Annotated in this window: 25 protein-coding genes and 4 tRNA genes; 11 read left to right on the top strand and 18 right to left on the bottom strand. The window is 68.6% G+C overall.

The features are described 5' to 3' along the window. Positions 1-29: 29 nt before the first annotated feature. On the top strand, positions 30-1,409 hold the full coding sequence (locus MRBLWH11_RS14630) for an aminotransferase class V-fold PLP-dependent enzyme (protein ID WP_341945377.1): 1,380 nt from the start codon (positions 30-32) through the stop codon (positions 1,407-1,409). Here MRBLWH11_RS14630 and pdxT read toward each other — a convergent pair. Then, the gene (gene pdxT / locus MRBLWH11_RS14625) at positions 1,406-2,014 is read right to left on the bottom strand and encodes a pyridoxal 5'-phosphate synthase glutaminase subunit PdxT (RefSeq protein WP_116634901.1); all 609 of its coding nucleotides are present in this window, start codon (positions 2,012-2,014) and stop codon (positions 1,406-1,408) included. The genes MRBLWH11_RS14630 and pdxT overlap by 4 nt on opposite strands. Next, on the bottom strand, positions 2,004-2,897 hold the full coding sequence (gene pdxS / locus MRBLWH11_RS14620; protein ID WP_341945376.1) for a pyridoxal 5'-phosphate synthase lyase subunit PdxS: 894 nt from the start codon (positions 2,895-2,897) through the stop codon (positions 2,004-2,006). The genes pdxT and pdxS overlap by 11 nt, the downstream gene beginning before the upstream one ends. Before the next feature lie 90 nt (positions 2,898-2,987). On the opposite strand from pdxS, the gene MRBLWH11_RS14615 reads away from it, so the two are divergent. Both MRBLWH11_RS14615 and pdxY read left to right on the top strand, forming a co-directional pair. Then, on the top strand, positions 2,988-4,292 hold the full coding sequence (locus MRBLWH11_RS14615) for an aminotransferase class I/II-fold pyridoxal phosphate-dependent enzyme (RefSeq protein WP_116634899.1): 1,305 nt from the start codon (positions 2,988-2,990) through the stop codon (positions 4,290-4,292). A 46-nt stretch (positions 4,293-4,338) separates the two neighbouring features. Beyond that, a complete protein-coding gene (pdxY, locus tag MRBLWH11_RS14610; RefSeq protein ID WP_341945375.1) occupies positions 4,339-5,190 on the top strand; it encodes a pyridoxal kinase PdxY in 852 nt (283 codons plus the stop codon). A 134-nt stretch (positions 5,191-5,324) separates the two neighbouring features. On the opposite strand, the gene MRBLWH11_RS14605 is transcribed toward pdxY, so the two are convergent. The 5 genes from MRBLWH11_RS14605 to MRBLWH11_RS14585 form a co-directional block, all read right to left on the bottom strand. Beyond that, entirely contained in the window at positions 5,325-5,858 is a 534-nt protein-coding gene (locus MRBLWH11_RS14605; RefSeq protein WP_341945374.1) for an HIT domain-containing protein, read from the bottom strand. Between the two features lie 27 nt (positions 5,859-5,885). Next, positions 5,886-7,811, bottom strand: a complete 1,926-nt coding sequence (gene thrS / locus MRBLWH11_RS14600; RefSeq protein WP_341947832.1) for a threonine--tRNA ligase — start codon at positions 7,809-7,811, stop codon at positions 5,886-5,888. A gap of 122 nt (positions 7,812-7,933) precedes the next feature. Next, positions 7,934-8,293 (bottom strand): YnfA family protein, encoded by a 360-nt coding sequence (locus tag MRBLWH11_RS14595; protein WP_341945373.1) that lies wholly within the window; start codon positions 8,291-8,293, stop codon positions 7,934-7,936. 12 nt (positions 8,294-8,305) lie between these two features. Continuing rightward, complete coding sequence (locus MRBLWH11_RS14590; RefSeq protein WP_341945372.1) at positions 8,306-8,989, bottom strand: response regulator transcription factor; 684 nt, start codon at positions 8,987-8,989, stop codon at positions 8,306-8,308. Beyond that, complete coding sequence (locus tag MRBLWH11_RS14585; protein WP_341945371.1) at positions 8,986-10,140, bottom strand: histidine kinase; 1,155 nt, start codon at positions 10,138-10,140, stop codon at positions 8,986-8,988. The genes MRBLWH11_RS14590 and MRBLWH11_RS14585 overlap by 4 nt, the downstream gene beginning before the upstream one ends. 163 nt (positions 10,141-10,303) lie before the next feature. Here MRBLWH11_RS14585 and MRBLWH11_RS14580 point away from each other — a divergent pair, with 163 nt between their 5' ends. After that, positions 10,304-11,251, top strand: coding sequence for an alpha/beta hydrolase (locus MRBLWH11_RS14580; RefSeq protein ID WP_341945370.1), 948 nt, complete (start codon positions 10,304-10,306; stop codon positions 11,249-11,251). 14 nt (positions 11,252-11,265) lie between these two features. Here the strand turns inward: MRBLWH11_RS14580 and MRBLWH11_RS14575 are convergent, their stop codons facing one another. Next, a complete protein-coding gene (locus tag MRBLWH11_RS14575) occupies positions 11,266-12,036 on the bottom strand; it encodes a DUF2807 domain-containing protein (protein WP_341945369.1) in 771 nt (256 codons plus the stop codon). A gap of 119 nt (positions 12,037-12,155) precedes the next feature. Here MRBLWH11_RS14575 and MRBLWH11_RS14570 point away from each other — a divergent pair, with 119 nt between their 5' ends. Genes MRBLWH11_RS14570 through MRBLWH11_RS14560 form a run of 3 tightly spaced genes read left to right on the top strand, consistent with a single transcriptional unit; the run spans position 12,156 to position 15,022 of the window. Next, positions 12,156-12,551: a hypothetical protein gene (locus MRBLWH11_RS14570; RefSeq protein ID WP_341945368.1), complete on the top strand. Its 396-nt coding sequence runs from the start codon at positions 12,156-12,158 to the stop codon at positions 12,549-12,551. Between the two features lie 51 nt (positions 12,552-12,602). Then, a complete protein-coding gene (locus MRBLWH11_RS14565) occupies positions 12,603-13,952 on the top strand; it encodes a deoxyribodipyrimidine photo-lyase (protein WP_341945367.1) in 1,350 nt (449 codons plus the stop codon). Beyond that, positions 13,949-15,022: an FAD-dependent oxidoreductase gene (locus MRBLWH11_RS14560; protein WP_341945366.1), complete on the top strand. Its 1,074-nt coding sequence runs from the start codon at positions 13,949-13,951 to the stop codon at positions 15,020-15,022. The genes MRBLWH11_RS14565 and MRBLWH11_RS14560 overlap by 4 nt, the downstream gene beginning before the upstream one ends. On the opposite strand, the gene MRBLWH11_RS14555 is transcribed toward MRBLWH11_RS14560, so the two are convergent. From MRBLWH11_RS14555 to MRBLWH11_RS14525, 7 genes are all read right to left on the bottom strand, one after another. Further along, positions 15,004-15,459 carry a BLUF domain-containing protein gene (locus MRBLWH11_RS14555; RefSeq protein WP_116634890.1) on the bottom strand — a complete coding sequence of 152 codons (456 nt, stop codon included), beginning with the start codon at positions 15,457-15,459 and terminating at the stop codon, positions 15,004-15,006. The two genes, MRBLWH11_RS14560 and MRBLWH11_RS14555, sit on opposite strands and share 19 nt — an antisense overlap. After that, positions 15,456-15,719 (bottom strand): hypothetical protein, encoded by a 264-nt coding sequence (locus MRBLWH11_RS14550; RefSeq protein ID WP_116634889.1) that lies wholly within the window; start codon positions 15,717-15,719, stop codon positions 15,456-15,458. The genes MRBLWH11_RS14555 and MRBLWH11_RS14550 overlap by 4 nt, the downstream gene beginning before the upstream one ends. A gap of 80 nt (positions 15,720-15,799) precedes the next feature. Further along, a complete protein-coding gene (locus MRBLWH11_RS14545; RefSeq protein ID WP_116634888.1) occupies positions 15,800-16,072 on the bottom strand; it encodes a hypothetical protein in 273 nt (90 codons plus the stop codon). Between the two features lie 52 nt (positions 16,073-16,124). Beyond that, positions 16,125-16,529: a hypothetical protein gene (locus MRBLWH11_RS14540; protein ID WP_341945365.1), complete on the bottom strand. Its 405-nt coding sequence runs from the start codon at positions 16,527-16,529 to the stop codon at positions 16,125-16,127. A 110-nt stretch (positions 16,530-16,639) separates the two neighbouring features. Next, positions 16,640-16,711: transfer RNA gene (locus MRBLWH11_RS14535), tRNA-Val, on the bottom strand. A 29-nt stretch (positions 16,712-16,740) separates the two neighbouring features. Further along, positions 16,741-16,811, bottom strand: a tRNA-Cys gene (locus tag MRBLWH11_RS14530). Between the two features lie 54 nt (positions 16,812-16,865). Next, positions 16,866-16,938: transfer RNA gene (locus MRBLWH11_RS14525), tRNA-Gly, on the bottom strand. 151 nt (positions 16,939-17,089) lie between these two features. Here MRBLWH11_RS14525 and MRBLWH11_RS14520 point away from each other — a divergent pair. Continuing rightward, positions 17,090-17,162, top strand: a tRNA-Val gene (locus tag MRBLWH11_RS14520). 148 nt (positions 17,163-17,310) lie between these two features. Next, entirely contained in the window at positions 17,311-17,883 is a 573-nt protein-coding gene (locus tag MRBLWH11_RS14515) for a Pr6Pr family membrane protein (RefSeq protein WP_341945364.1), read from the top strand. Between the two features lie 47 nt (positions 17,884-17,930). On the opposite strand, the gene MRBLWH11_RS14510 is transcribed toward MRBLWH11_RS14515, so the two are convergent. Beyond that, complete coding sequence (locus MRBLWH11_RS14510; protein WP_341945363.1) at positions 17,931-19,013, bottom strand: PQQ-dependent sugar dehydrogenase; 1,083 nt, start codon at positions 19,011-19,013, stop codon at positions 17,931-17,933. 110 nt (positions 19,014-19,123) lie between these two features. Here MRBLWH11_RS14510 and MRBLWH11_RS14505 point away from each other — a divergent pair, with 110 nt between their 5' ends. Beyond that, the gene (locus MRBLWH11_RS14505; protein ID WP_341945362.1) at positions 19,124-19,549 is read left to right on the top strand and encodes a GIY-YIG nuclease family protein; all 426 of its coding nucleotides are present in this window, start codon (positions 19,124-19,126) and stop codon (positions 19,547-19,549) included. A gap of 47 nt (positions 19,550-19,596) precedes the next feature. Here MRBLWH11_RS14505 and MRBLWH11_RS14500 read toward each other — a convergent pair whose 3' ends face one another. Beyond that, the gene (locus tag MRBLWH11_RS14500; RefSeq protein WP_116634881.1) at positions 19,597-19,983 is read right to left on the bottom strand and encodes an SPW repeat protein; all 387 of its coding nucleotides are present in this window, start codon (positions 19,981-19,983) and stop codon (positions 19,597-19,599) included. A gap of 215 nt (positions 19,984-20,198) precedes the next feature. Between MRBLWH11_RS14500 and MRBLWH11_RS14495 the strand changes: the two genes are divergently transcribed. After that, positions 20,199-21,359: a DUF1611 domain-containing protein gene (locus MRBLWH11_RS14495; protein ID WP_341945361.1), complete on the top strand. Its 1,161-nt coding sequence runs from the start codon at positions 20,199-20,201 to the stop codon at positions 21,357-21,359. On the opposite strand, the gene MRBLWH11_RS14490 is transcribed toward MRBLWH11_RS14495, so the two are convergent. Further along, complete coding sequence (locus tag MRBLWH11_RS14490) at positions 21,325-21,912, bottom strand: type II toxin-antitoxin system PemK/MazF family toxin (protein WP_341945360.1); 588 nt, start codon at positions 21,910-21,912, stop codon at positions 21,325-21,327. The two genes, MRBLWH11_RS14495 and MRBLWH11_RS14490, sit on opposite strands and share 35 nt — an antisense overlap.

Raw genomic sequence — 21,912 nt, 5'->3', positions numbered from 1 at the left:
CGACGGCTCGCGGGTGTAGTCCTGACCCCATGGACCAGAGTGGCCTCGACGACAGAACCCGTGCGCTCAACGCCGCACACCGCCGTGCGACGGAGTTCCTGGGGACGCTCGACGACCGACCGGTCTGGCCGCGGGCGGCCCTCGACGAGATGCTGACTGCCTTCGGCGGACCGTTGCCGGCGGCCGGCACCGACCCGGCACAGGTGATCGACGAGATGGCGGAGCACGCGGAGCCCGGTCTCGTTGCCATCCCCGGCGGCCGTTTCTTCGGCTTCGTGATCGGTGCCACGCATCCGGCCGCCCTGGCCGCGGACTGGCTCGTCTCCGCGTGGGACCAGAACTCCGGCTCGTCCACGCTCACACCCGCGACCGTCGCGATGGAACGTGTGGCCGGTGGATGGATGCTGGAACTGTTCGGGCTCCCCTCATCCGCGAGTGTCGGCTTCGTGACGGGAGGTCAGCTGGCGAACTTCACCTGCCTCGCCACGGCGCGTCACGCGGTCATGGCGCGCGCGGGATGGGACATCGCAGAGAGGGGCGTGCGAGACGCTCCCCCGCTGCGTTTCGTCGTCGGCGCGGATCGGCACGGCTCGATCGACCGCGCCGCGCGCTTCCTCGGCATCGGGCGCGCGGAGCTGACGGTCGTGGACTCCGACGATCAGGGCAGGATGCGGCCGGATGCCCTCGAGCGCGCGCTCGGTGACGGCGAGGGACCGCTGATCGTCTGCCTGCAGGCCGGTGAGGTGCACACGGGGGCGTTCGACGACTTCCGCGCGCTGATCCCCCTCGCGAAGCAGCACGGAGCCTGGGTGCACGTCGACGGCGCATTCGGGCTCTGGGCCGCGGCATCCGAAGACCTGCGTCGGCTCACCACCGGGATGGAGCAGGCGGATTCGTGGGCGACCGATGCGCACAAGACGCTGAACGTGCCCTACGACTGCGGAATGGCGATCGTGCGCGACCCTGCCGACTCGATCGCGGCCTTCCGGACCGGCGGCGACTACCTCATCTACTCCGGCCTCGATCCCTGGGATGTCACGCCCGAGCTCTCGCGTCGCGCCCGCGGTGTGCCGGCCTGGGCGGCACTGCGGAGTCTCGGACGCTCCGGGGTCGCGGGCCTCATCGACCGCCTGCATGAGAACGCGGTCGCGATGGCGGCGGGTCTCGCCTCGATCGAGGAGATCGAGATCCTCAACGAGGTCGACTACACGCAGGTCATGTTCCGGGCCGGATCGGATGCCGCGACCCGGGCGCTGGGCGAGGCGATCCTGATCGACGGGACGGCAGCCGTCACGGGCGCGGAGTGGCGCGGGAGGGCGTCGCTGCGCTGCTCGATGTCGTCGTGGGCGACGACCCCCGGCGACATCGAGCTCACGGTCGCGGCGATCCGCAGACTGGTCGCGATCTAGGCGGCTGCCGCGGTGACGGCGCGTACCCGGTCGAGGAACCGCCGATGGAAGCGGGTCTCCCCCGTGATCTCGGGGTGGAAGCTCAGCCCGAGCAGGCCGCCCTGCTCGACGGCGACGACGCGTCCGTCCGGCAGCGCCGCGAGGATCTCCGCGCCGGGTCCGACGGATTCGACGACGGGACCGCGGATGAAGGCGGCCTTCACCGGATCCGGTCCGAGCTCCGCGACGGCGAGTTCGGCCTCGAAGGACTCGACCTGCCTGCCGAAGGCGTTGCGCCGCACCACGGCGTCGATGCCGCCGAACGACTCCTGCCCGTCGATCGCGTCGACGACCGTGTCGGCGAGCATGATGAGTCCGGCGCAGGTGCCGAGCATCGGCATCCCCGCGGCGATCGCGGCTCGGATCGGCTCCTGCATCCCGAAGATCCGGGACAGCTTGTCGATCACGCTGGATTCGCCACCCGGGATCACGAGGCCGTCGACGGCCGCCAGCTCCTCGGGGCGGCGGACGAGCGTGACGTCGGCGCCCAGCTCCGCGAGCAGGGCGGCGTGCTCGCGCACGTCGCCCTGCAGCGCGAGGACGCCGACCCTGGGACTACCAGCCACGCTCGGCGAGGCGGTGCGGAGCGGGCAGATCGGTCACGTTGATGCCCACCATCGCCTCGCCGAGGCCGCGCGAGACCTCCGCGATGACCTTCGCGTCGTCGAAGAACGTGGTGGCCTTCACGATCGCCTTCGCGCGCTCGGCAGGGTTTCCGGACTTGAAGATGCCCGAGCCCACGAACACGCCGTCGGCCCCGAGCTGCATCATCATCGCGGCATCCGCCGGCGTCGCGACGCCACCCGCGACGAAGAGCACTACGGGGAGCTTGCCGGTCTCGGCGATCTCGGCGACGAGGTCGTACGGCGCCTGCAGCTCCTTCGCCGCCACGAACAGCTCGTCCTTCGGGAGGGCCGTCAGAGCGGCGATCTCGCCTCGGATCTTGCGGATGTGCTTCATCGCCTCGGAGACGTCGCCGGTTCCGGCCTCGCCCTTCGAGCGGATCATCGCGGCACCCTCGTTGATGCGGCGGAGAGCCTCACCGAGGTTGGTGGCGCCGCAGACGAAGGGGACCGTGAAGCCGAACTTGTCGATGTGGTTTACGTAGTCGGCCGGCGAGAGCACCTCCGACTCGTCGATGTAGTCGACACCGAGCTCCTGCAGGACCTGCGCCTCGACGAAGTGCCCGATGCGCGCCTTCGCCATCACCGGGATGGAGACGGCGTCGATGATGCTGTCGATCATGTCGGGATCGCTCATCCGCGAGACGCCGCCCTGCGCACGGATGTCGGCCGGAACGCGCTCGAGCGCCATGACGGCGACGGCGCCGGCATCCTCGGCGATCTTCGCCTGGTCCGCGGTGACGACGTCCATGATGACGCCGCCCTTGAGCATCTCTGCGAGGCCGCGCTTGACGCGCGAGGATCCGGTGGTGGTCTGGTCGGTCATGAGGACTCCTGTCGGGTGCACCAAAGTCTGGATTGATCTAGGCCAAACATAGCACTGTCCGAAACGACCTAGAATCGGTCCGGAGGGCACATGAGCGACGAGATCACAGGAACCACGGCGGCCGACATCGCCGACAGCGTGCGCGGACTCCGCGACCGTGGCATCCTGCGTCCCGGCAGCCCGCTGCCTCCCGTGCGCGAGCTCGCCGCACGACTCGGCGTCAACAGGAACACCGCGGTCGCCGCCTACCGGCAGCTGGCCCAGGCGGGCCTGGTGATCTCGCGCGGTCGTGCAGGAACCGTCGTCACCGGCCATGAATCCGTCCCGCAGGAGGGCTACGCCGCCGACACCGTGCTGCGCGACGTCGGCACCGGCAATCCGGATCCGCGGCTGATCCCCGATCCCTCCCCCGCACTGATGAACATCGCCAGCCGCCCCGTGCTCTACGGCGAGCCCGTCATCGACCGCGATCTCGACGACTGGGCGCGGAAGTGGGTGGCAGCCGATCTCGACGCCGCATTCCGCGTGACGATCACGAGCGGCGCCGTCGATGCGGTCGAGCGACTTCTGGCGCAGGCGCTGATGCGCGACGACGCCGTCGCCCTCGAGGATCCGTGCTTCCTCGCCAGCATCCATACCGTGCGGCTCGGCGGCTACCGTGCCGTCGCTGTGCCGGTGGACGAGCAGGGCATGACGGTCGACGGGCTGCGCGCGGCGCTGGACGCGGGTGTCCGTGCCGTCATCTGCACACCGCGCGCGCAGAATCCGACCGGCGCGAGTCTCTCCGCCGCGCGCGCAGCCGAGCTCCGGACCGTGCTGGCCGATCACCCCTACGTGCTGATCATCGAGGACGATCACTTCTCGATGCTCTCGCAGCGGCCTTACGAGTCGCTCATCGGTCCGGAGCACCGCCGGTTCGCCCTCGTGCGCTCGGTGTCGAAGTTCCTGGGGCCCGACATGTGCCTCGCGATCGCCGCGACCGACGCCGAGACCGCCGAGCGGCTGGCGATGCGTCTGAGCCCCGGCACCACCTGGGTCAGCCATCTGCTGCAGCGCCTCGCGCTGACGCAGCTCACGGACGAGGCGGTGACCGCCGAGGTCGCCGCCGCAGCCGCCCACTACGCGGAGCGGAACGCCGCGTTCTCCGCGCGTCTGCGGGAACAGGGCATCGAGGCGCCGGCATCCGATGGGCTGAGCCTCTGGGTCGAGTTGCCGCAGCCCGCGAGGATCGTCGCCGAGCGCCTGATGCGGCGCGGCTGGCTCGCCCGCACCGGCGACGAGTTCGCCCTCGATGATCGCGCCGAGCCCTCCCACCACCTGCGCCTCACCGTGCACGACCTCGACGACCAGGATGCCGCGACGCTCGTGGCCGACCTCGTCGCCGCCGTGCGTTGACCACCCGCCGCGGACACCGGGCCGCCTTGAATGAAAGGATCGGAGAATGAAGATCCTCTCCATCCAGTCGGCCGTCGCCTACGGTCACGTCGGAAACTCCGCAGCAGTGTTCCCGCTGCAGCGCATCGGCGTGGAGGTGCTGCCCGTCTACACGGTGAACTTCTCCAACCACACCGGATACGGCGCGTGGCGAGGACCGCTGATCGCGCCCGACGACGTGCGCGAGGTCATCACCGGCATCGAGGAGCGCGGCGTCTTCGGGCAGGTCGATGCGGTGCTCAGCGGCTACCAGGGCGGAGAGGGCATCGGCGACGTGATCATCGACGCCGTCGCGCGCGTGAAGGCCGCCAACCCGAACGCCGTCTACGCGTGCGACCCCGTCATGGGCAACGCGAAGTCCGGGTGCTTCGTCGCGCCGGCGATCCCGGTGCTGCTGCGCGAGCGCGTGGTGCCGGTGGCCGACATCATCACGCCGAACCAGTTCGAGCTCGGGTTCCTCACCGACACCGAGCCGGACACGCTCGAGTCGACTCTCGCCTCGGTCGACCTCGCCCGCGCGATGGGCCCCCGGACGGTGCTCGTCACGAGCGTCGAGCGGCCCGACCGCGAAGAGGGAACGATCGAGATGCTCGCCGTCGACGACCAGGGCGCCTGGATCGTGCAGACGCCGCATCTGCCGATGAAGGCGAACGGCTCCGGCGACGTCACGGCTGCGCTGTTCACCGCGCACTATGTCGAGACAGGCAGCGCGCAGGTCGCGCTCGAGCGCACGGCATCCAGCGTCTACGACCTGCTCAAGGCGACGCTCGACTCCGGAGAGCGCGAGCTGCAGCTCGTCGAGGCCCAGGAGTTCTATGCGAACCCTCGGATGCAGTTCACCGCGCGCCAGGTGCGCTGAGCGTCAGACCCGACGTCGGGTCCCTGAGGACCTTGGGTCCCTGAGCCTGTCGAAGGGCAGACGCTTCGACAGGCTCAGCGACCCCGCATCCGCCGGTCATTGAGCGAGGGGCGAAGCGACGAGACGAAACGCGGTCAGCGCGGCCAGGCGTCCGCGACGGCCTCGCGCACCTCGCCGAGCAGCTGCGGCAGCGCCTTGGTCTTGGCGATGATCGGGAAGAAGTTGGCGTCCGACGTCCACCGCGGCACGACGTGCTGGTGCAGGTGGCCGTCGGCGCCGGCGCCCGCCACGGCGCCCTGATTCATGCCGAGGTTGAACCCGTCGCAGCGCGACACGTCCCGCAGCACGCGCATCGCGGTCTGCGTGAGCGCACCGATCTCGGCGACCTCTTCGGGCGTGGCCTGGTCGTACGTCGCTATGTGGCGATACGGACACACCAGCAGGTGACCGGAGTTGTACGGGAACAGGTTCAGCAGCACGTAGGCCGTCTCCCCGCGCGCGACGATCAATCGATCGGCATCCGCATGCTTCGGCGCCTCGCAGAACGGGCACTCGTCGCGCAGCGGCTCCGGCCCCGCCTGGATGTACGCCATCCGGTGCGGGGTCCACAGCCGCTGGAACTCGTCCGGCACGCCGACGAGGTGCCCGGCATCCTCCAGCTCAGCCACCGCTGGATCCCTGCGCCTGTCGATGGGTCACGCCAGGTCCCCTGCTGTCTGCACGAGTGCGTGCGAGTCGATCGCCGCGCGGATGCGGTCGACGGCATCCGCGATCGGGACGCCGTTCTCCTGCGTGCCGTCGCGGTAGCGGAACGAGACGGTGCCGGCGGCGCGGTCCTGCTCCCCCGCGATCAGCAACAGGGGCACCTTGCCGGTGGTGTGGTTGCGGATCTTCTTCTGCATCCGGTCGTCCGAGGTGTCGAGCTCGGCGCGCACACCCGAGTTCCGGAGCGTGGTGATGACCTCGCCGAGGTAGTCGGCGTACTCTTCGGCGACCGGGATGCCCACGACCTGCACGGGCGACAGCCACACCGGGAAGTCTCCGGCGTAGTGCTCGAGCAGGATCGCGAAGAACCGCTCGATCGAGCCGAACAGCGCTCGGTGGATCATGATCGGACGCTTCTTCTGGCCGTCCTTATCCATGAACTCCAGGTCGAAGCGCTCGGGCAGGTTCGGGTCGACCTGGACGGTCGAGAGCTGCCAGGTGCGGCCGATCGCGTCTCGCGTCTTGAGGTCGATCTTGGGGCCGTAGAAGGCCGCCTCGCCGGGGACCTCGGTGAGCTTGAGACCGGATGCCACCGCGACACGGCGCAGCGCGTCGGTCGACGACTCCCAGAACTCGTCCGAGCCGATCCACTTGGACTTCTCGTCGTCCTTCATCGACAGCTCCAGCTCGAAGTCGGTCAGACCGAAATCGCGCAGCATCGACAGGATGAAGTCGAGGACCTTCGCGACCTCGTCCTCGAGCTGATCGGGGGTGACGAACAGGTGGGAGTCGTCCTGGGTGAAGCCGCGCACGCGGGTCAGGCCGTGCAGCGCGCCGGAGAGCTCGTTGCGGTAGACCGTGCCGTTCTCGGCCAACCGCAGGGGCAGGTCGCGGTAGCTGCGTGCGCGCTCCTTGTAGATGAGGATGTGCATCGGGCAGTTCATGGGCTTCAGGTAGTAGTCCTGGCCCTGCTTGGTGATGTTGCCCTCGTCGTCGCGCTCCTCGTCCATCACGATCGGCGGGAACATGCCCTCCTTGTACGTGACGAGGTGGTTCGAGGTGAGGAAGAGGTCTTCCTTCGAGATGTGCGGCGTGTACACGTAGGTGTAGCCGCCCTCGATGTGGCGCTTGCGGGCGTGCTGCTCCATCTCGCCGCGGATCATGCCGCCGCGGGGGTGCCAGACCGAGAGGCCGGAGCCGATCTCCTCCGGGAACGAGAACAGATCGAGTTCCTTGCCGAGGCGGCGGTGGTCGCGCTTGGCCGCCTCCTCGAGGCGATGCTGGTACGCGCGCAGCTCGTCCTTGGTGGGCCACGCCGTGCCGTAGATGCGCTGCAGCTGCGGGTTCTTCTCGCTGCCGCGCCAGTAGGCGGCGGCGATGCGGGTGAGGTCCCAGCCGTTGCCGATCATGCGGGTGTTCGGCAGGTGCGGTCCGCGGCAGAGGTCCTTCCAGACGACCTCGCCGTCGCGCGTGGTGTTGTCGTAGATCGTGAGCTCGCCCTCGCCGACCTCGACGGAGGCGCCCTCGGCGGCTTCCTTCCCGCCCTTGAGTCCGATCAGCTCGAGCTTGAACGGCTCATCGGCCAACTCGGCGCGAGCCTCGTCGTCCGTCACGACGCGGCGGACGAAACGCTGTCCCTCGCGGACGATGCGCTGCATCTCCTTCGTGATGGCCTTGATGTCCTCGGGTGTGAACGGGGTCTCCACACCGAAGTCGTAGTAGAAGCCGTCGGTGATGGGCGGGCCGATGCCGAGGTTCGCCTGCGGGTTGATCCGCTGCACGGCCTGCGCGAGCACGTGCGCGGCCGAGTGGCGGAGGATGTTCAGCCCGTCGGCGCTGTCGATCGTGACCGGCTCGACCTCGTCGGCATCCGTCACGGTCGTGGCGAGATCCTTGAGGTCGCCGTTGACGCGCATGGCGACGACGTTTCGATCGGTGAACAGGGCGAAGCCATCGTGCGGCCGGGCGTTTTCAGGCACAGAAACTCTCCATCTGGGTCACTACCCAGGTTACCGGTACGCCCAGGCGCTGCGGACCGTCAGACGACGGCATCGGATGCGCTGTTCGAGGCGGTCGGGGCGAGGATGACGATCGCCGCACCGACGAGGGCGACCGATGAGCCGACCCAGTCCCACACGGTCGGCCGGAAGCCGTCGACGATGATCCCCCAGGCAAGCGAACCCGCGATGAAGATCCCGCCGTACGAGGCGAGCACTCGACCGAAGTTCGCGTCCGGCTGCAGGGCCGCGATGAATCCGTAGGCGCCGAGCGCCATCACGCCGAGGACCGCGAAGATCCAGCCGCGATCCTCCTTCACCGCCTGCCAGATCAGCCAGGCGCCGCCGATCTCGGCGAGGGCCGCGAGGACGAAAAGAACGACGATGCGGAAGACGGTCATCCTGCCAGTGTGTCAGGGACGACGAGCGGCATCGTCCTCGGTCGGTACGACGAGCCCGGTCTCGTAAGCGAGGATCACCAGCTGCGCGCGATCGGGTGCACCGAGCTTCGACATGATCCGGTTCACGTGGGTCTTCGCGGTGTGCGGGGAGATGACCAACTGCTCGGCGATCTGCTGATTGGTCGCGCCGCCGGCGACCCGGAGCAGCACCTCGCGTTCGCGGACGGTGAGCTGTCGCAACGCGGGCGAATCCCAGACGTCTGCCGCGGGCCGCCGCGGCAGCACGGTGCGGGCGATCAGCGCGCGCGTCGCCGCGGGCGATAACAGCGCCTCACCCCGATGGATCGTGCGAACCGCGTCGACGATCTCCTGCGGTTCGGCACCCTTTCCGATGAACCCGCTGGCCCCGGCCCGCAACGCCGCCACGACGTACTGGTCCTCTTCGAACGTCGTGAGGATGAGCACCCGTGTGCCGCTCCCCTGGTCCGTGCAGATCTCCGCGGTGGCCGCGATGCCGTCGAGTTCCGGCATCCGGATGTCCATCAGGACGACGTCGGGCAGGGTCTCCCTCGCGGCGACGACCGCTGAGCGCCCGTTCGCCGCCTCTCCGACCACCTGAAGCCCTCCGTCGGCGAGGATGTCGCGGACCGCCTGGCGGATCAGCGGTTGATCGTCGACGACGAGGACGCGCGTCATGCTCGATCTCCCGCTGTCGGGATCGCGACGTGCAGCCGGAACTCGTCCTGGTCCCGCAGGACGCTGACACGCCCTCGCACGGCGGCCACGCGCTCCCGCAACCCCCGCAGTCCGTGGCCGCTCGGCGTGGCATCCGGGCTCTCCTCGCCGACGGCGTTGGTCACGACGATGTCGACCACGCCGTCACCGCCGCGGATCGCGAGGGCCGCCCGATCGCCCTCCCCGTGCTTGTGGGCATTCGTGAGCCCCTCCCGGATCACCAGGTAGGCCACATGATCGCTCGATCCCGCGAGCGCAGCGACCTCCGCATCCCGGCGCAGATCGACGCACAACCCCGCCGCCTCGACCTGCGTCAGAAGATCGTCCACACCGTCCAGTCCCACGGGCGGGTGTCGGTCCCCCGGTGCGTCCGTGTCGCCGTCGCGCAGCACCGACATCAGCCCACCGATATCGGTGAGCACGGTTCGGGCGGCCGCGCGGATCGCCGTGAGTGCTTCTCGTGCCCGTTCCGGCCGCGCGTCGATCGCCGATGAGGCGACGCCCGCGTTCAGGCTGATGACCGCGATCTGGTGGGCGACGATGTCGTGGAGATCGCGTGCGATGCGCACGCGCTCCTCCGCCACGCGTCGCCGCGCCTCCTCTTCTCGGCCGCGTTCGGCGCGCTCGGCGCGCTCTCTCATCGCCGCGGCGTACTCACGCCTGGATCGGGTCGCGTCTCCGACAGCACCGGCGAGGACGATGAAGAGCAGGAACTGCAGGGCGCGCGAATCGAAGACCTCGCCGTCGAGCGTCATGGCGTTCGTGCAGAAGACCAGGATCGAGGCCGCGCCGACGAGCAGCAGCCCGACAGGCCGTGCCACACGGTCCGTGACGGCGAACGCCGCCACGGCGATGGCGATCATGACCCCTGGCGAGAGCAGGCCGAACAGAGCCACGAGCGTGCTGCATCCCAGACTGACGGCGAGGACCATGATCGGCAGCCGACGGCGGAACGGGATCAGCGCGGCAGGCAGCAGGGCCGGGACGAGCAGCAGCCCGCGGGCCTGGAAGACCGCATCGGGGTAGGGAAGAAAAGCGAGCAGGATGACGACGGCAACCGCGAGGAGGTCGGCCAGCACTGTCGCCGGACGGGGGAAGCGGAGGGACGACACCCCTCCAGTATTCCGGGTTGACCCACGGTGCGAGTCCTTCCCGGGGATGAGACTCGCCTACCGCGAACGCGGTACGGAAGTGTCTGCGACGGGCGGATGCCGGCGCGCGCCTCCGCGATCAGGCTGGGAAGGTGCACGCCTCGCGTGCTCGGAAAGGACAGCAATGAAGAAGGCAGTCAGACGGACTCTGCTCACCCTCACCGGCATCGCGACGGTGATCGTCGTCGGCCTCGCCACGACGACGGTCGTGAACGTCGTCGCGACCGAATCGGAGAAGGACGAGATCGAGACCTACGGGCAGGCGGTGTCGGTGGACGGGCGTGACATGAACGTCCTGGTCACGGGCGAGGGGCCCGAGACGATCGTGATGCTCCCCGGGTTCGGCACCGCGTCGCCCGTGATCGACTTCAGCCCCCTCATCCCCGATCTCGCGGACGATCATCGCGTCGTCGTGGTCGAGCCGTTCGGCTACGGCCTGAGCGACGGCACCGAGAAGGCGCGCACGACGGAGAACATCGTGAGCGAGGTGCACGAGGCTCTGCAGTCGCTCGGTGTCGACGAATACACCCTCATGGGTCATTCGATCGCCGGGATCTACGCGATCGAGTTCGCCGAGCGCTACCCCGACGAGGTGAGGGCGTTCGTCGGCATCGACAGCAGCCTGCCCGGGCAGCCGACCGCAGATGTCGAGCTGCCGATCGGACTCCTCGTCACGGCCAGGAACCTCGGTCTGATGCGGATCATCGCCGGCGCGGCCGATGGCGGGTACATCCCGCCGACCTATTCAGCGGAGGATCGTGAGCAGATGCACATGTTCACGAATCGGAACACCCTGGCGCCGACCTATGTCGACGCGATGTCGCGTCTCGGAGAGACGTTCCGCGAAGCCGAGGGCAAGGAGTTCCCGGATGATCTCCCGCTGCTCCTGTTCGTCCAGAAGCAGAACAAGACCGTCCCCGAGTGGCTCGACCTGCACGAGCGACAGGCGGCGAGCGTGACGGACGGGACCGTCATCCCGCTGGCCGGGGATCACTACCTCCACCACACGCACGCCGAGGACATCGTCGACGGCTTCCTCGCGTGGGAGGCAGAGCGTCAGCCGTCGGAGTGATCCGACGGGGTCGCTCAGCGTCGGGTGACGTCGCCGGAACCCGACACGTCCTCCGTGACGCGGGCATCGCCGCCGTAGGAGATGTCGCCGCTGCCGTCGATGACGGCGTCGAGCGTCCTCTCCGCGGTCACATCGGCGCTGCCCGCGCCACGGATGGTGACGAACGCCTGAGTGCTGAGCAGCCCGGACGCCTCATAGCCTCCGTCGCCGTTGATGTCGACTCGTTGAGTTCCGGCGGTTCCGGAGATGGAGACTCCGCCCGACCCCTCGATCCGCACGGCGAGCTCGTCGACCACGGCGTCGCGCACATCGATGGCGCCGGAGCCGTCGATGATGAGGCTGGCGGTCCCGGCGTCTATGCCGGTGGCGTCGACATCACCCGAGCCGCCGATCGTGATCGTCGGCTCGTTCGCCTCCGAGAGGTCGATCGAGGCATCGCCCGACCCGAGGACGGTGAGCGACTCGAGAGAACTCACCGTGAGCGCGTAACGGATCTTCCCGTTGCCCAGCATCGGCTCTCCGTCCGTGCCGAGGCGCAGGACGCCGTCCTCCACTTCGGCCGTGAGGCGATCGATGATCCGCTCGCCGGCGGTCACGGTCAGTGACGGCGTCGCGCCGAGCGTGACCGTCAGATCGCCGGAGCTGTCGAGTTCCACGACGCTGACATCCGAGATCTCCCGCTCTTGGGTGACCGCGGGTCCGGAGTCGAGCGCCGCGCATCCCGAGAGGGCCGTCGCAGCGACGACGAGAGCGGTGGCGGCGAAGGCGAGGAATGGAGTGCGCATGACGTCAGCGTAGGGACGCGGCAGGCCACGACGACAGCTACCGGAGTGCCAACGTCGTCTGCCCCCTGGGTATGACGCTCCTGGCGGCGAAGGACCGCCCCATCACGTACCGTGAGGGAATGAGAGCAGTCGCCCGATGGATCCTCGCGATCGCGCTCGGCGCGATCGGCGTCATGCACTTCACGTCGACCCGCGGGTTCCGCGTCGTCGTCCCGGACTGGGCCGTGGAGCTGACGAAGCTCGACAAGAACGACATCGTCCTCGCCTCCGGTGCCGCCGAGATCGCTCTGTCCGCCGGCCTGATCGCGCTCCCCCGCGAACGACGCCGGATCGGCTGGGCGACCGCCGCGTTCTTCGTCGCCGTCCTCCCCGGCAACATCCATCAGTGGCAGACGCGCCGCTCGACGCCGGGGCTCGACACGGATGCTCGACGGCTCGGGCGGCTCTTCCTGCAGCCGGTGCTCGTGCTCTGGGCCCTCTGGGCGACGAACGACGTACCAGCGCGCCGTCGCTGAAAGCCACCGAGGCGGGCACGTATTGTCGCCAGGGTCAGCGACAATGGGGCCATGTCCTCTCCCTCGATCGTCTGGTTCCGCGACGACCTTCGACTGGCCGACAATCCTGCCCTGCGCGCCGCGCTCGATCTCGGTGAGCCGATCATCGCGCTGTTCGTCCTCGACGAGGAGTCCGACGGCATCCGTGCCCTCGGCGGCGCCTCGCGCTGGTGGCTGCATCATTCGCTCGCCTCGCTCGCGGAACGTCTGCAGGAGCGTGGAGCAGAACTGATCCTGCGGCGGGGCGCGGCCGACCGCATCGTCCGTGACCTGGTCGCGGATTCCGGGGCCGGTGCCGTGTTCTGGAACCGCAGATACGGCGGTCCCGAACGGGATGTCGATGCCGGCATCAAATCGGCCCTGCGCGAAGAGGGCGTGACGGTCGCCTCCTTCGCCGCGTCGCTGCTGCATGAGCCATGGACCGTCACGACGGGCGGTGGCACGCACTACTCGGTGTTCACGCCGTTCTGGCGCGCGTGCCTCGCGCTCCCCGCGCCCCGTGCCCCGCTTCCGGAACCGCGGGAGGTTCGCGGCGCGACGCCGGTCCCGGCATCCGACGCTCTCGACGACTGGGAGCTCCTGCCCACGGCGCCGGACTGGGCGGCGGGCCTTCGCGAGACGTGGGAGCCGGGTGAGCCGGCCGCGCGCCGGCGATTGAGGGAGTTCCTCGAGAGCGACCTTCCCGATTACGACAGCGCCCGCGACCAGCCGTCGGCCGGCGCCACGTCGCTTCTGTCGCCGCGTCTGCGCTGGGGCGAGCTGAGCCCTTTCACGGTCTGGCATGAGGCGGTCGGCGTCGACAGAGCTGGCCGCTTCCTCTCGGAGCTCGGCTGGCGGGAGTTCGCCTGGCACACGCTGTACCACTCGCCGGATCTCGCGACGAAGAATCTGCGGCGCGAATACGACGCGTTCCCCTGGCCGCCGCTCGATCCGTCGCAGCTCGACGCCTGGCAGCACGGCGAGACCGGGGTACCGCTGGTGGATGCCGGCATGCGCGAGCTCTGGCACACGGGCTACATGCACAACCGGGTGCGAATGGTGACGGCCTCGTTCCTCGTGAAGAACCTGCTGATCGACTGGCGGCTCGGCGAGGAATGGTTCTGGGACACGCTCGTCGACGCCGACGACGCCAGTAACCCCTTCAACTGGCAGTGGGTCGCAGGGTCCGGGGCAGATGCTGCGCCGTACTTCCGCGTGTTCAACCCCGAGCTGCAGGCGAAGAAGTTCGACCCCCAGGGGCTCTACGTCGCACAGTGGGCATCGGATGCCCCGACCGAGCCGATCGTCGACCTCGGCGAGACCCGCAAGGCCGCGCTCGCCGCCTATGACGAGGTCAAGCGCGGGTCGCGAAGCGAGAGATGAGCATCATGCGCCCCTGGGAGATGCACGATACGGTCGTGATCGGTGCCGGCGTGATCGGGGCATCGATCGGCTACCACCTCGCTGCACGCGGAGCGGCGGTGACCGTTGTCGATGCGGGTCTTCCCGCGTCCGGCGCGACCCGGCACTCGTTCGCCTGGATCAGCAGCACCGGGGGCGCGGATGGGCCGGCCTTCGGGCTCAGGGATCTCTCGGTGCAGGACTGGAGACGCCTCGGCGAGGAGATCCCGGGACTCGGGCTGGTCTGGTCCGGAGCGCTCACCTGGGGTGAGGAGTTCGGGCGCGCAGAGGCGATCGAGCCGCCGATCGACGTCGAGCCACGGCTCGCTGATCTTCCCTCGTCCGCTCGGTTCAGCCCCGACGAGGGATGGATCGATCCCGTCCGCGCGACGGAACAGCTGATCGAGGCCGCCCGACATCGCGGGGCGCAGATCCGGCTCGGAGCGCCCGTGCTGCGACTGATCCGTGGCGAGGTCGCGGGCGTAATCGGCGTCGACCTCGGCCACGTCGTGCTGGGAGCGACGAACGTCATCGTGGCTGCCGGGACCGGATCGGCCGCGCTCTGCAGCTCGGTCGGCGTCAGCCTTCCCCTGCCGGCGGCTCCCGCGGTCATGGTTCGCCTCTGGGCAGAGCCGGGACTCATCGGGCACATCGTCGCGAACGACGAGTTCGAGGCCAGGCAGAGCCCGGACGGCACGATCCTGATGCCGCGTGGCTACGCCGGCGAGGACTCGGCCGAATCGCTGCTGGCCACGGGCGAGACCGCCCGACGACTGCTGATCGATTCGTTCGAGGGCGCAGACGACGTCCGTCTGCTCAGTGCAGAGGTCGGCTGGCGCCCGATGACGAGCGACGGAGAGCCCGCCGTCGGCGCCACCCGCATCCCGGGGCTTCACGTCGCCGTCGCGCACCCCGGCATCTGCCTCGCCGCCACGATCGGAAGTCTCGTCGCAGACGAGCTCACGACCTCCGTTGCTGCGCCCGAGTTGGCGCGCTTCCGTCCCACGCGGTTCGACGGACGGCTGCGGGCGCCTCAGGCGTCGACGGTCTGACCCGCACGTACCCGGAACCACAGGCTGAGCTCGGCCAGCGCGCGAAGCGTGGTCGATCTCTCGTCGGCATCCTCGAGGTCGGCGAAGGAATCGCGGAACCCCGCCGGGGCATGATCGCGATCACCCTGGAGGGTGCGGTAGCCCATCGTCCAATCCTCGAACTGCCGTTCCTCGATCGGCTCCTCCATCAGGATCCGCATATCTTGATGACGCGCGTCCTGGCCGATCGTGCGAGCCAGTCGGCGCACGACATGGGCAGGACCCTCGAGCACCTGGATGAATCGCTCGCCTCGGTACAGCAGCATCCCGGTGATGTCGCGTGCACCGTTGAGGCTCCTGGCCTGCTCGAGCAGGTGCGTGAGAGCCGTCTCCCGGAAGGGCGCAGCGGCCTTGCTCGTATAGACGAGCGAGAGAAGCGTGGTGTCGTCCGTGCTCACAGCTGCACCACTCCCCTCAGCTGCTCGTCGGTGCCGTCGTCCGGCGAGACCACGGCGCGCGACGAGGACACCGCGGCGGTGGCGCCGTCGAGGGTCGCGAAGCTACCGAGCGCCCGCGAGCGCGCGTCGAAGGCGGCGTAGGCGCCGTCAGGCTGCCGATCGACGTAGCCCAGGAAGTCTCCGCTGCGGCTGCCGACATGGAATCCTTCCTCGACGCACGCCCAGAGGACGTCGGAGGAAGCAGAGTGGGGATCGTTCACCCGTGAACACTATGAGACGGGAGCGATATTCCGCTTCCCCCTTGCGCAGCCGACGTCCGCTGTGGCAAGCGCCGACGCGCTCAGACGCGGCGAACCGACAGCATCTGCCAGCCCTCGGGGACCTTGGCCTCGAGGGCCGCCATGTCGTCCGCCTCGATCTCCTGAGGCTCGTCGCGCCGCTGGAAGCGCCCTTCGACGATGCGGATGCCGCCGGGCTTCATCTCCACGTGCGCAGTCGCCATGTCCCAGCCCGCCGGAGCCTGGGCGAGAAGCTGCGCCCGGAGCTCCGGGATGTCCGTGCCCTCGACGGTCGCGGTCTTCTTCTCAGCGGGGCGGATCAGGGCAGCGAGCATCTACCCAGCCTAGGCGAGGCATCGGAGCATCCAGGCGCCTGCTGACGACTGCTCACTCCTCGATCGAGCAGCGATCGCTCGTGTCGAACCATCCGCCGTTGTTCCAATGCCACTCGTCCGGTGTGAAGCTCTCCGAGCGGACCCTCACCGAGGCAAAGACGGACGCACCGACCGTGATCGAGTACCACTCGTCGTCGGGCGGCGAGAAGCGAACCACGGCGCCCTCAGACGAGGCGGACAGAGGTTCGGCAGGGTGCAGCTCGACACCCTGTTGCTGGTCTTCTGACTCATATGAGACCGCGTACCAATCGTTCGCGTCGGAGACGCAAGTGACGTAGTCCACAGAGCCATCGGAATTGATCCGAAGAGCTGAGGCATCGGTGGCAGTGCAACCTGTGAGGATGAGCACCAGACCGACCGCGGCGAGGGAGAGAGCTCGGCTGATCTGCTTGCGCATGCGTCTGAGGTTACGGCGAGCGGCATCGCCGTCGGATGCAGAGATGCCCGATCGTTACGCCCACACTCCCCGAACACGAAAAAACCCCCGGAGAACCGGGGGTTTGTCTGTGCGCGATACTGGGATCGAACCAGTGACCTCTTCCGTGTCAGGGAAGCGCGCTACCGCTGCGCCAATCGCGCCTATACAGGCTGTTCAGTTGTATGCGACGAGGTGGCGACGGGATTCGAACCCGTGTAAACGGCTTTGCAGGCCGGTGCCTAGCCGCTCGGCCACGCCACCGTGTGGATTGACCCCACGTGCCGTGAGCCTTCCGGAGAAGACCCTCTGCACTCGAGCGGATGACGAGACTCGAACTCGCGACCCCAACCTTGGCAAGGTTGTGCGCTACCAACTGCGCTACATCCGCATTTCGTTCCCGGTTGTCCCGGGCACTCATGAAACATTAGCCGATGATCGGCAAGTGTCCAAACCGGAAACGAATCTCGCGCGTGTCTCCCCGACTGGTCCTCGCGGCCTCCGAGCGTCGGGTAGTATCTGTTGACGTACCCCACAGGTATGGGCGATTGGCGCAGTTGGTAGCGCGCTTCCTTCACACGGAAGAGGTCATCGGTTCGAGTCCGGTATCGCCCACAGAAAACCTCGGCAGATCCCAGATCTCCCGAGGTTTCTTCGTGTCCGGCCCGAGACGGCGGCGGTCCACCAATATCTTGGTGTCAGGAATTCGCGCGTCGCCGCCATCGTCTTCCGTCTCGCCTTCGCCGCGCTGTCGCTCACAGCCGTGGCCGTGCAGTTCTTCGCGGTGACGATCCCCCAGGGCCACAGCGTCATCAACTTCTTCTGCTACTTCACGAATCTCTCGAACATTATGATCTCGATCGTGTTCATCGTGAGCGCGCTCCGACTGCTGTCCGGCCGCCGAGACCCGTCGGAGACCGACGTCGCGATCCGCGGAGGCGCCGTCGTCTACATCGTGTTCGTCGGGGTCGTGTTCAACACGATCCTCGCCGACACCGACCTCGGCCAGCTCATCCCCTGGGTCAACGTCGTCCTGCACATGATCGTGCCCGTCGCCGGCCTGGTCGACTGGCTCATCTGGGCTCCTCGTCACCGGCTGTCGTTCCGAGTCGCGCTGTGGTGGATGGTCTGGCCTGCGGTCTACGCCGTCTTCTCGGTCGCGCGCGGCGCGATCGACGGGTTCTATCCCTATCCGTTCTTCAACCCGGCGGCGTCGGGCGGTTACGGCGGCGTCGCGCTGTGGTGCGTGGTGCTCGTGATCGCGTTCTTCGTGCTCGCCGTCCTGGTGCGCTGGTCGGGCAATCTGCGGCATCGTGCAGAGAAGGCCGCGCTCTGACAGCGCCGGAACCCACCGGCAGCGGATTCGGGTAGGCGAGGTGGTCATCAGCCGATCGGAACGCTGATCACGCGGTCGTCTCCCGCAGCCGGCTGCCCGCGCCCGTCGGTGTTGTTCGTCAGCACCCACAGCGTGCCGTCCGGCGCGAGCACGACGTCGCGCAGACGCCCGTACTCGCCGACGAGGTGCTCGCTCGCGGTTCCGAGAGCCTCCAGGGGAATCTCGCGGAGCCTCTCGCCGCGCAGGTTCGCGACCACGACGGCACCGTTGGCGACGGCGATCCCACTCGGGCTGGCGACATCGGGGCTCCACTGCTGCACCGGGTCGATGAACCCCTCGCGGTCGGCGAAGCCCTCGACCTCGGGCCAGCCGTAGTTGCCGCCCGCCTCGATGACGTTCAGCTCGTCCCAGGTGTCCTGACCGAACTCGCTCGCGTACAGCACGCCGTCGTCGTCCCACGCGAGACCCTGCGGATTCCGATGCCCGTAGCTGTAGACAGGTGAGCCGTCGAAGGGGTTGTCCGCGGGGATCTCCCCCTCCGGCGTGAGGCGCAGGATCTTTCCCGAGAGGGAGTCGAGATCCTGCGCGCTCGAGGGGTCCCCCGCGTCGCCCACGGTCGCGTAGAGCATCCCGTCGGGACCGAACGCGATGCGTCCGCCGTTGTGGTTGCCGGCGGCATCCATTCCGGAGATGACGGTCTCCGCCCGTCCCAACGCGAGGTCACCGGCCGACCCGGTCAGCTCGAAGCGCTCGATGCGGTTCTCGTCGGCACCCGTGAGATAGACGTACAGGTAGTCCTCATGGACGGCGATCCCCAGAAGTCCGCCCTCTCCCCGCGGCGCGACACCGTCGATGACCGCGACCTCCCGAGCCTCGCCGTCGTCGGAGAGCTCGAGGATGCGGGCGGAGTCGCGTTCGCTGATCAGCGCCACATCATCACGGAAGGCGATGGACCACGGCGCGTCGAGGTCCTGCGCCACGACCGTCACCTCCTCCGGTTCCACCGACGACGGCGCTGCGCTCGTCGCGGAGGGCGGACGCGGGGCTGGCTCGCTCGTGCAGGCCACCAGTGCGAGGACAGCGGATGCCGCCACGCCCGCGCCGATGCATCGTCTGCCCGTGGTCGTCATCGCCTCTCCCCTCACGCTGTCTTCGACACTATGCGGCCGCTCCGTTCCTCGTAACCCTCGGGTGACACCGCGCGCCGAGCCGTGTCGGCACCTGCTCGTACGCTCGAGCTGTGCCGTCGAGTCATGACCTGCCCGGTCCCTGCCACCTCTGCGGAGGCCGCACAGGGGCGCGCCTCGGCAGCGCCTGGATCTGCGGCACCTGCGGCTGGCGGTACGGCGATGTTCCCGACAGCGATCTGCCGCTGCCTCAGATCGAGGTGGTCTATTACCTGCGATACGACCGGCGCGTGAAGATCGGCACGAGTCGACGCCCTCGGCAGCGCCTCGCGAGCATCCGACATGACGAGCTCCTCGCCTTCGAGCGAGGCGGCCGGCCGGTCGAACAGCATCGGCACCGCGAGTATGCGGCGCAGCGCGAAGGCGGTGAGTGGTTCACGCTCGACGATGAGCTGCGTGCCCACATCGCGCGTCTCCGCAGCATCGGCGACCCCTGGGAGCTCTACGCGCGATGGCTCAGCGAGGCTCTCCGGGCGTGACAGAGGCGCCCCCGGGCTGTGGCCGGGAGCGCCTCTGTGGCATGGGATCAGGCCGTGGCGGCACGGCCGCGAGCGGTCTCCGGCTGCGGCTGCGAGAACAGCACGACCACGATGACCGCGGCGCCGACGACGACGTGCGGCAGCCAGACGTTCAGCGCTTCACCGGAGAACCCGAAGATCCACGGCGACAGGGCGAGGAACAGGCTCGCGACGATGTCGAACACGAGGTGGACCGGCATCGGGATGAACCCGAAGGGGCCCCACTCGTACTTGGTGAACAGGCTGTAGACGATCAGGCCGACTCCGAGCACGATCGGGATGACGACGGCAGGGCCGCCCATGCCGGCGAATCCGAAGAGCCACGGCGCAGCGATGAGAGCCACACCGACGATGTAGTCGAGGATTCCGTGGACCTTGGTGGGAATGAAACGCATGATTCCTCCTTGTGCTTCGCCGCGGTCGCGGCTCACATCTGATTCGGCGCGCCCGCCGAATCGGATTGCTCGACTCGCGGCTGAGTCCCAGACCGCCCTGCTACGGTGAGGGAACCGGCATCGTGCCGGTATCAGGGAAGACTTCTTGTCGACCAACGGGCCGTTCTCGGCCATTTCGTTCTCCGTCGCCTCCTCTGTGCGATCAGAGGAGAGCCATGTCTCACCCATCCCTGCCCGTTGCTTCGAGCGATTCCTCCGCCCATTCCTGGTCGGAGCCGCAGCTCCCCACGGGCACGACCGCAGTCATCTACTGCGAGGGCCAGTTCGGCGAGCAGGACGGCAAGACGGCCAACGGGCTCGTCCGCCACTCCGAGAAGTACGAGATCCTCAGCGTCATCGACAGCACGCACGCAGGGGCGGATGCCGGGATGCTGCTCGACGGCACGGCGGTCGGGATCCCGGTCCTCGACGGCCTCACCGCCGCGATCGCTCACGCCGGACACGTTCCCGACTACCTCATCTGCGGCGTCGCGCCCGCCGACGGCCTGCTCTCGCCCGGGCAGCGCACCGTGCTGCTGGATGGGATCGCGCGCGGGATGCACATCATCAACGGCCTGCACGAGTTCTTGACGGATGACGCGGAGTTCGTCGCGGCGAGCCTGCTCGCCGGTGTCACCATCACCGACATCCGCCGCCCCAAGGAGAAGAAGGATCTGCACCTCTTCTCGGGGCGCATCTTCGATGTCACGTGCCCCCGGATCGCCATCCTCGGAACCGATGGAGCGATCGGCAAGCGCACGACCGCGACCCTGCTGGTGCGCGCGCTGAACGAGCATGGCATCCATGCCGTGATGGTCGGCACGGGGCAGACCACGATCATCCAGGGCGGGAAGTACGGGGTGGCGCTGGACGCCCTCGTCCCCCAGTTCTGCTCGGGCGAGGTCGAGAACCAGGTCGTCGCCGCGTTCGAGGGCGAAGACCCCGACGTGATCATCGTCGAGGGCCAGGGAGCGCTCAGCCACCCGGCGTACATCACCTCCGCGCACATCCTCCGCGGCAGCCAGCCGGCGGGCGTCATCGTGCAGCACGCCCCCGGCCGCGAGAGCCTCGGGGACTTCCCGATGGTCGCGATGCCCACCGTGGAGAGCGAGGTCGCGCTCATCGAGGCCTTCGCCGACACCAGGGTCATCGGGATCACCGTCAACCACGAGAACCTCTCCGAGGCTCAGCTCAGCGCGTCGATCGACGAGATCGAACTGAGCCTGGGACTCCCCGCCACCGACCCGCTGACGCGCCCGCTGACAGAGCTCGTCGAGATGGTCCTGCAGGCGTTCCCGTCGCTCAGCCCGCTGCAGCCCAGCCGTAGCGGCGTGTGAGCGCGCTCGCGACCCTGTCGTAGATCCGGCGATCGAGCACGGCCGCCTCGCGCCGCAGGCCGTGCTCGTGCACGCTGTACAGCTGCTCGATGTCGACCCAGGACTCGCGTCCCTGCGAGTCCCAGGAGCCGGCGCCGATCGTGAGGAAGTCGCGGTCGCCGTCGTGGGCCCGACTGGTCATGCGCACGGCGTACACGCGATCCGCCGAGGCGCGCCCGATGACGAGCACCGGTCGGTCCTTGCCTCGACCGTCGTTCTCCTCATAGGGCACCCAGGTCCAGACGATCTCGCCGGCGTCCGGGGCTCCGTCGCGTTCGGGAGCGTAGGCGACGAGCAGATCCTCGATGCGCTCCGGGTCGATCCGGATGGTGGCAGTGCCCCCTGCGCTCCCCCGGTCCTGCGGCGAATCGACCGGCCCCCGCGCTCCGGAGGAGGGCCGCAGACGCGCGACCGGGCGCCTCGGACGATGTTCTGTCCGAGACGCCCGGTCCGACCCCAGCAGCTTCTGCAGGATCTGCGCGAGTGTCGCCAGGATGCCGTCGGTATTGCTCAC

Origin of the sequence: Microbacterium sp. LWH11-1.2, assembly GCF_038397745.1 — a bacterium.
In the GTDB taxonomy this organism is placed as follows: Bacteria; Actinomycetota; Actinomycetes; order Actinomycetales; family Microbacteriaceae; genus Microbacterium.
This window is presented reverse-complemented; position numbering and strand designations above follow the sequence as displayed.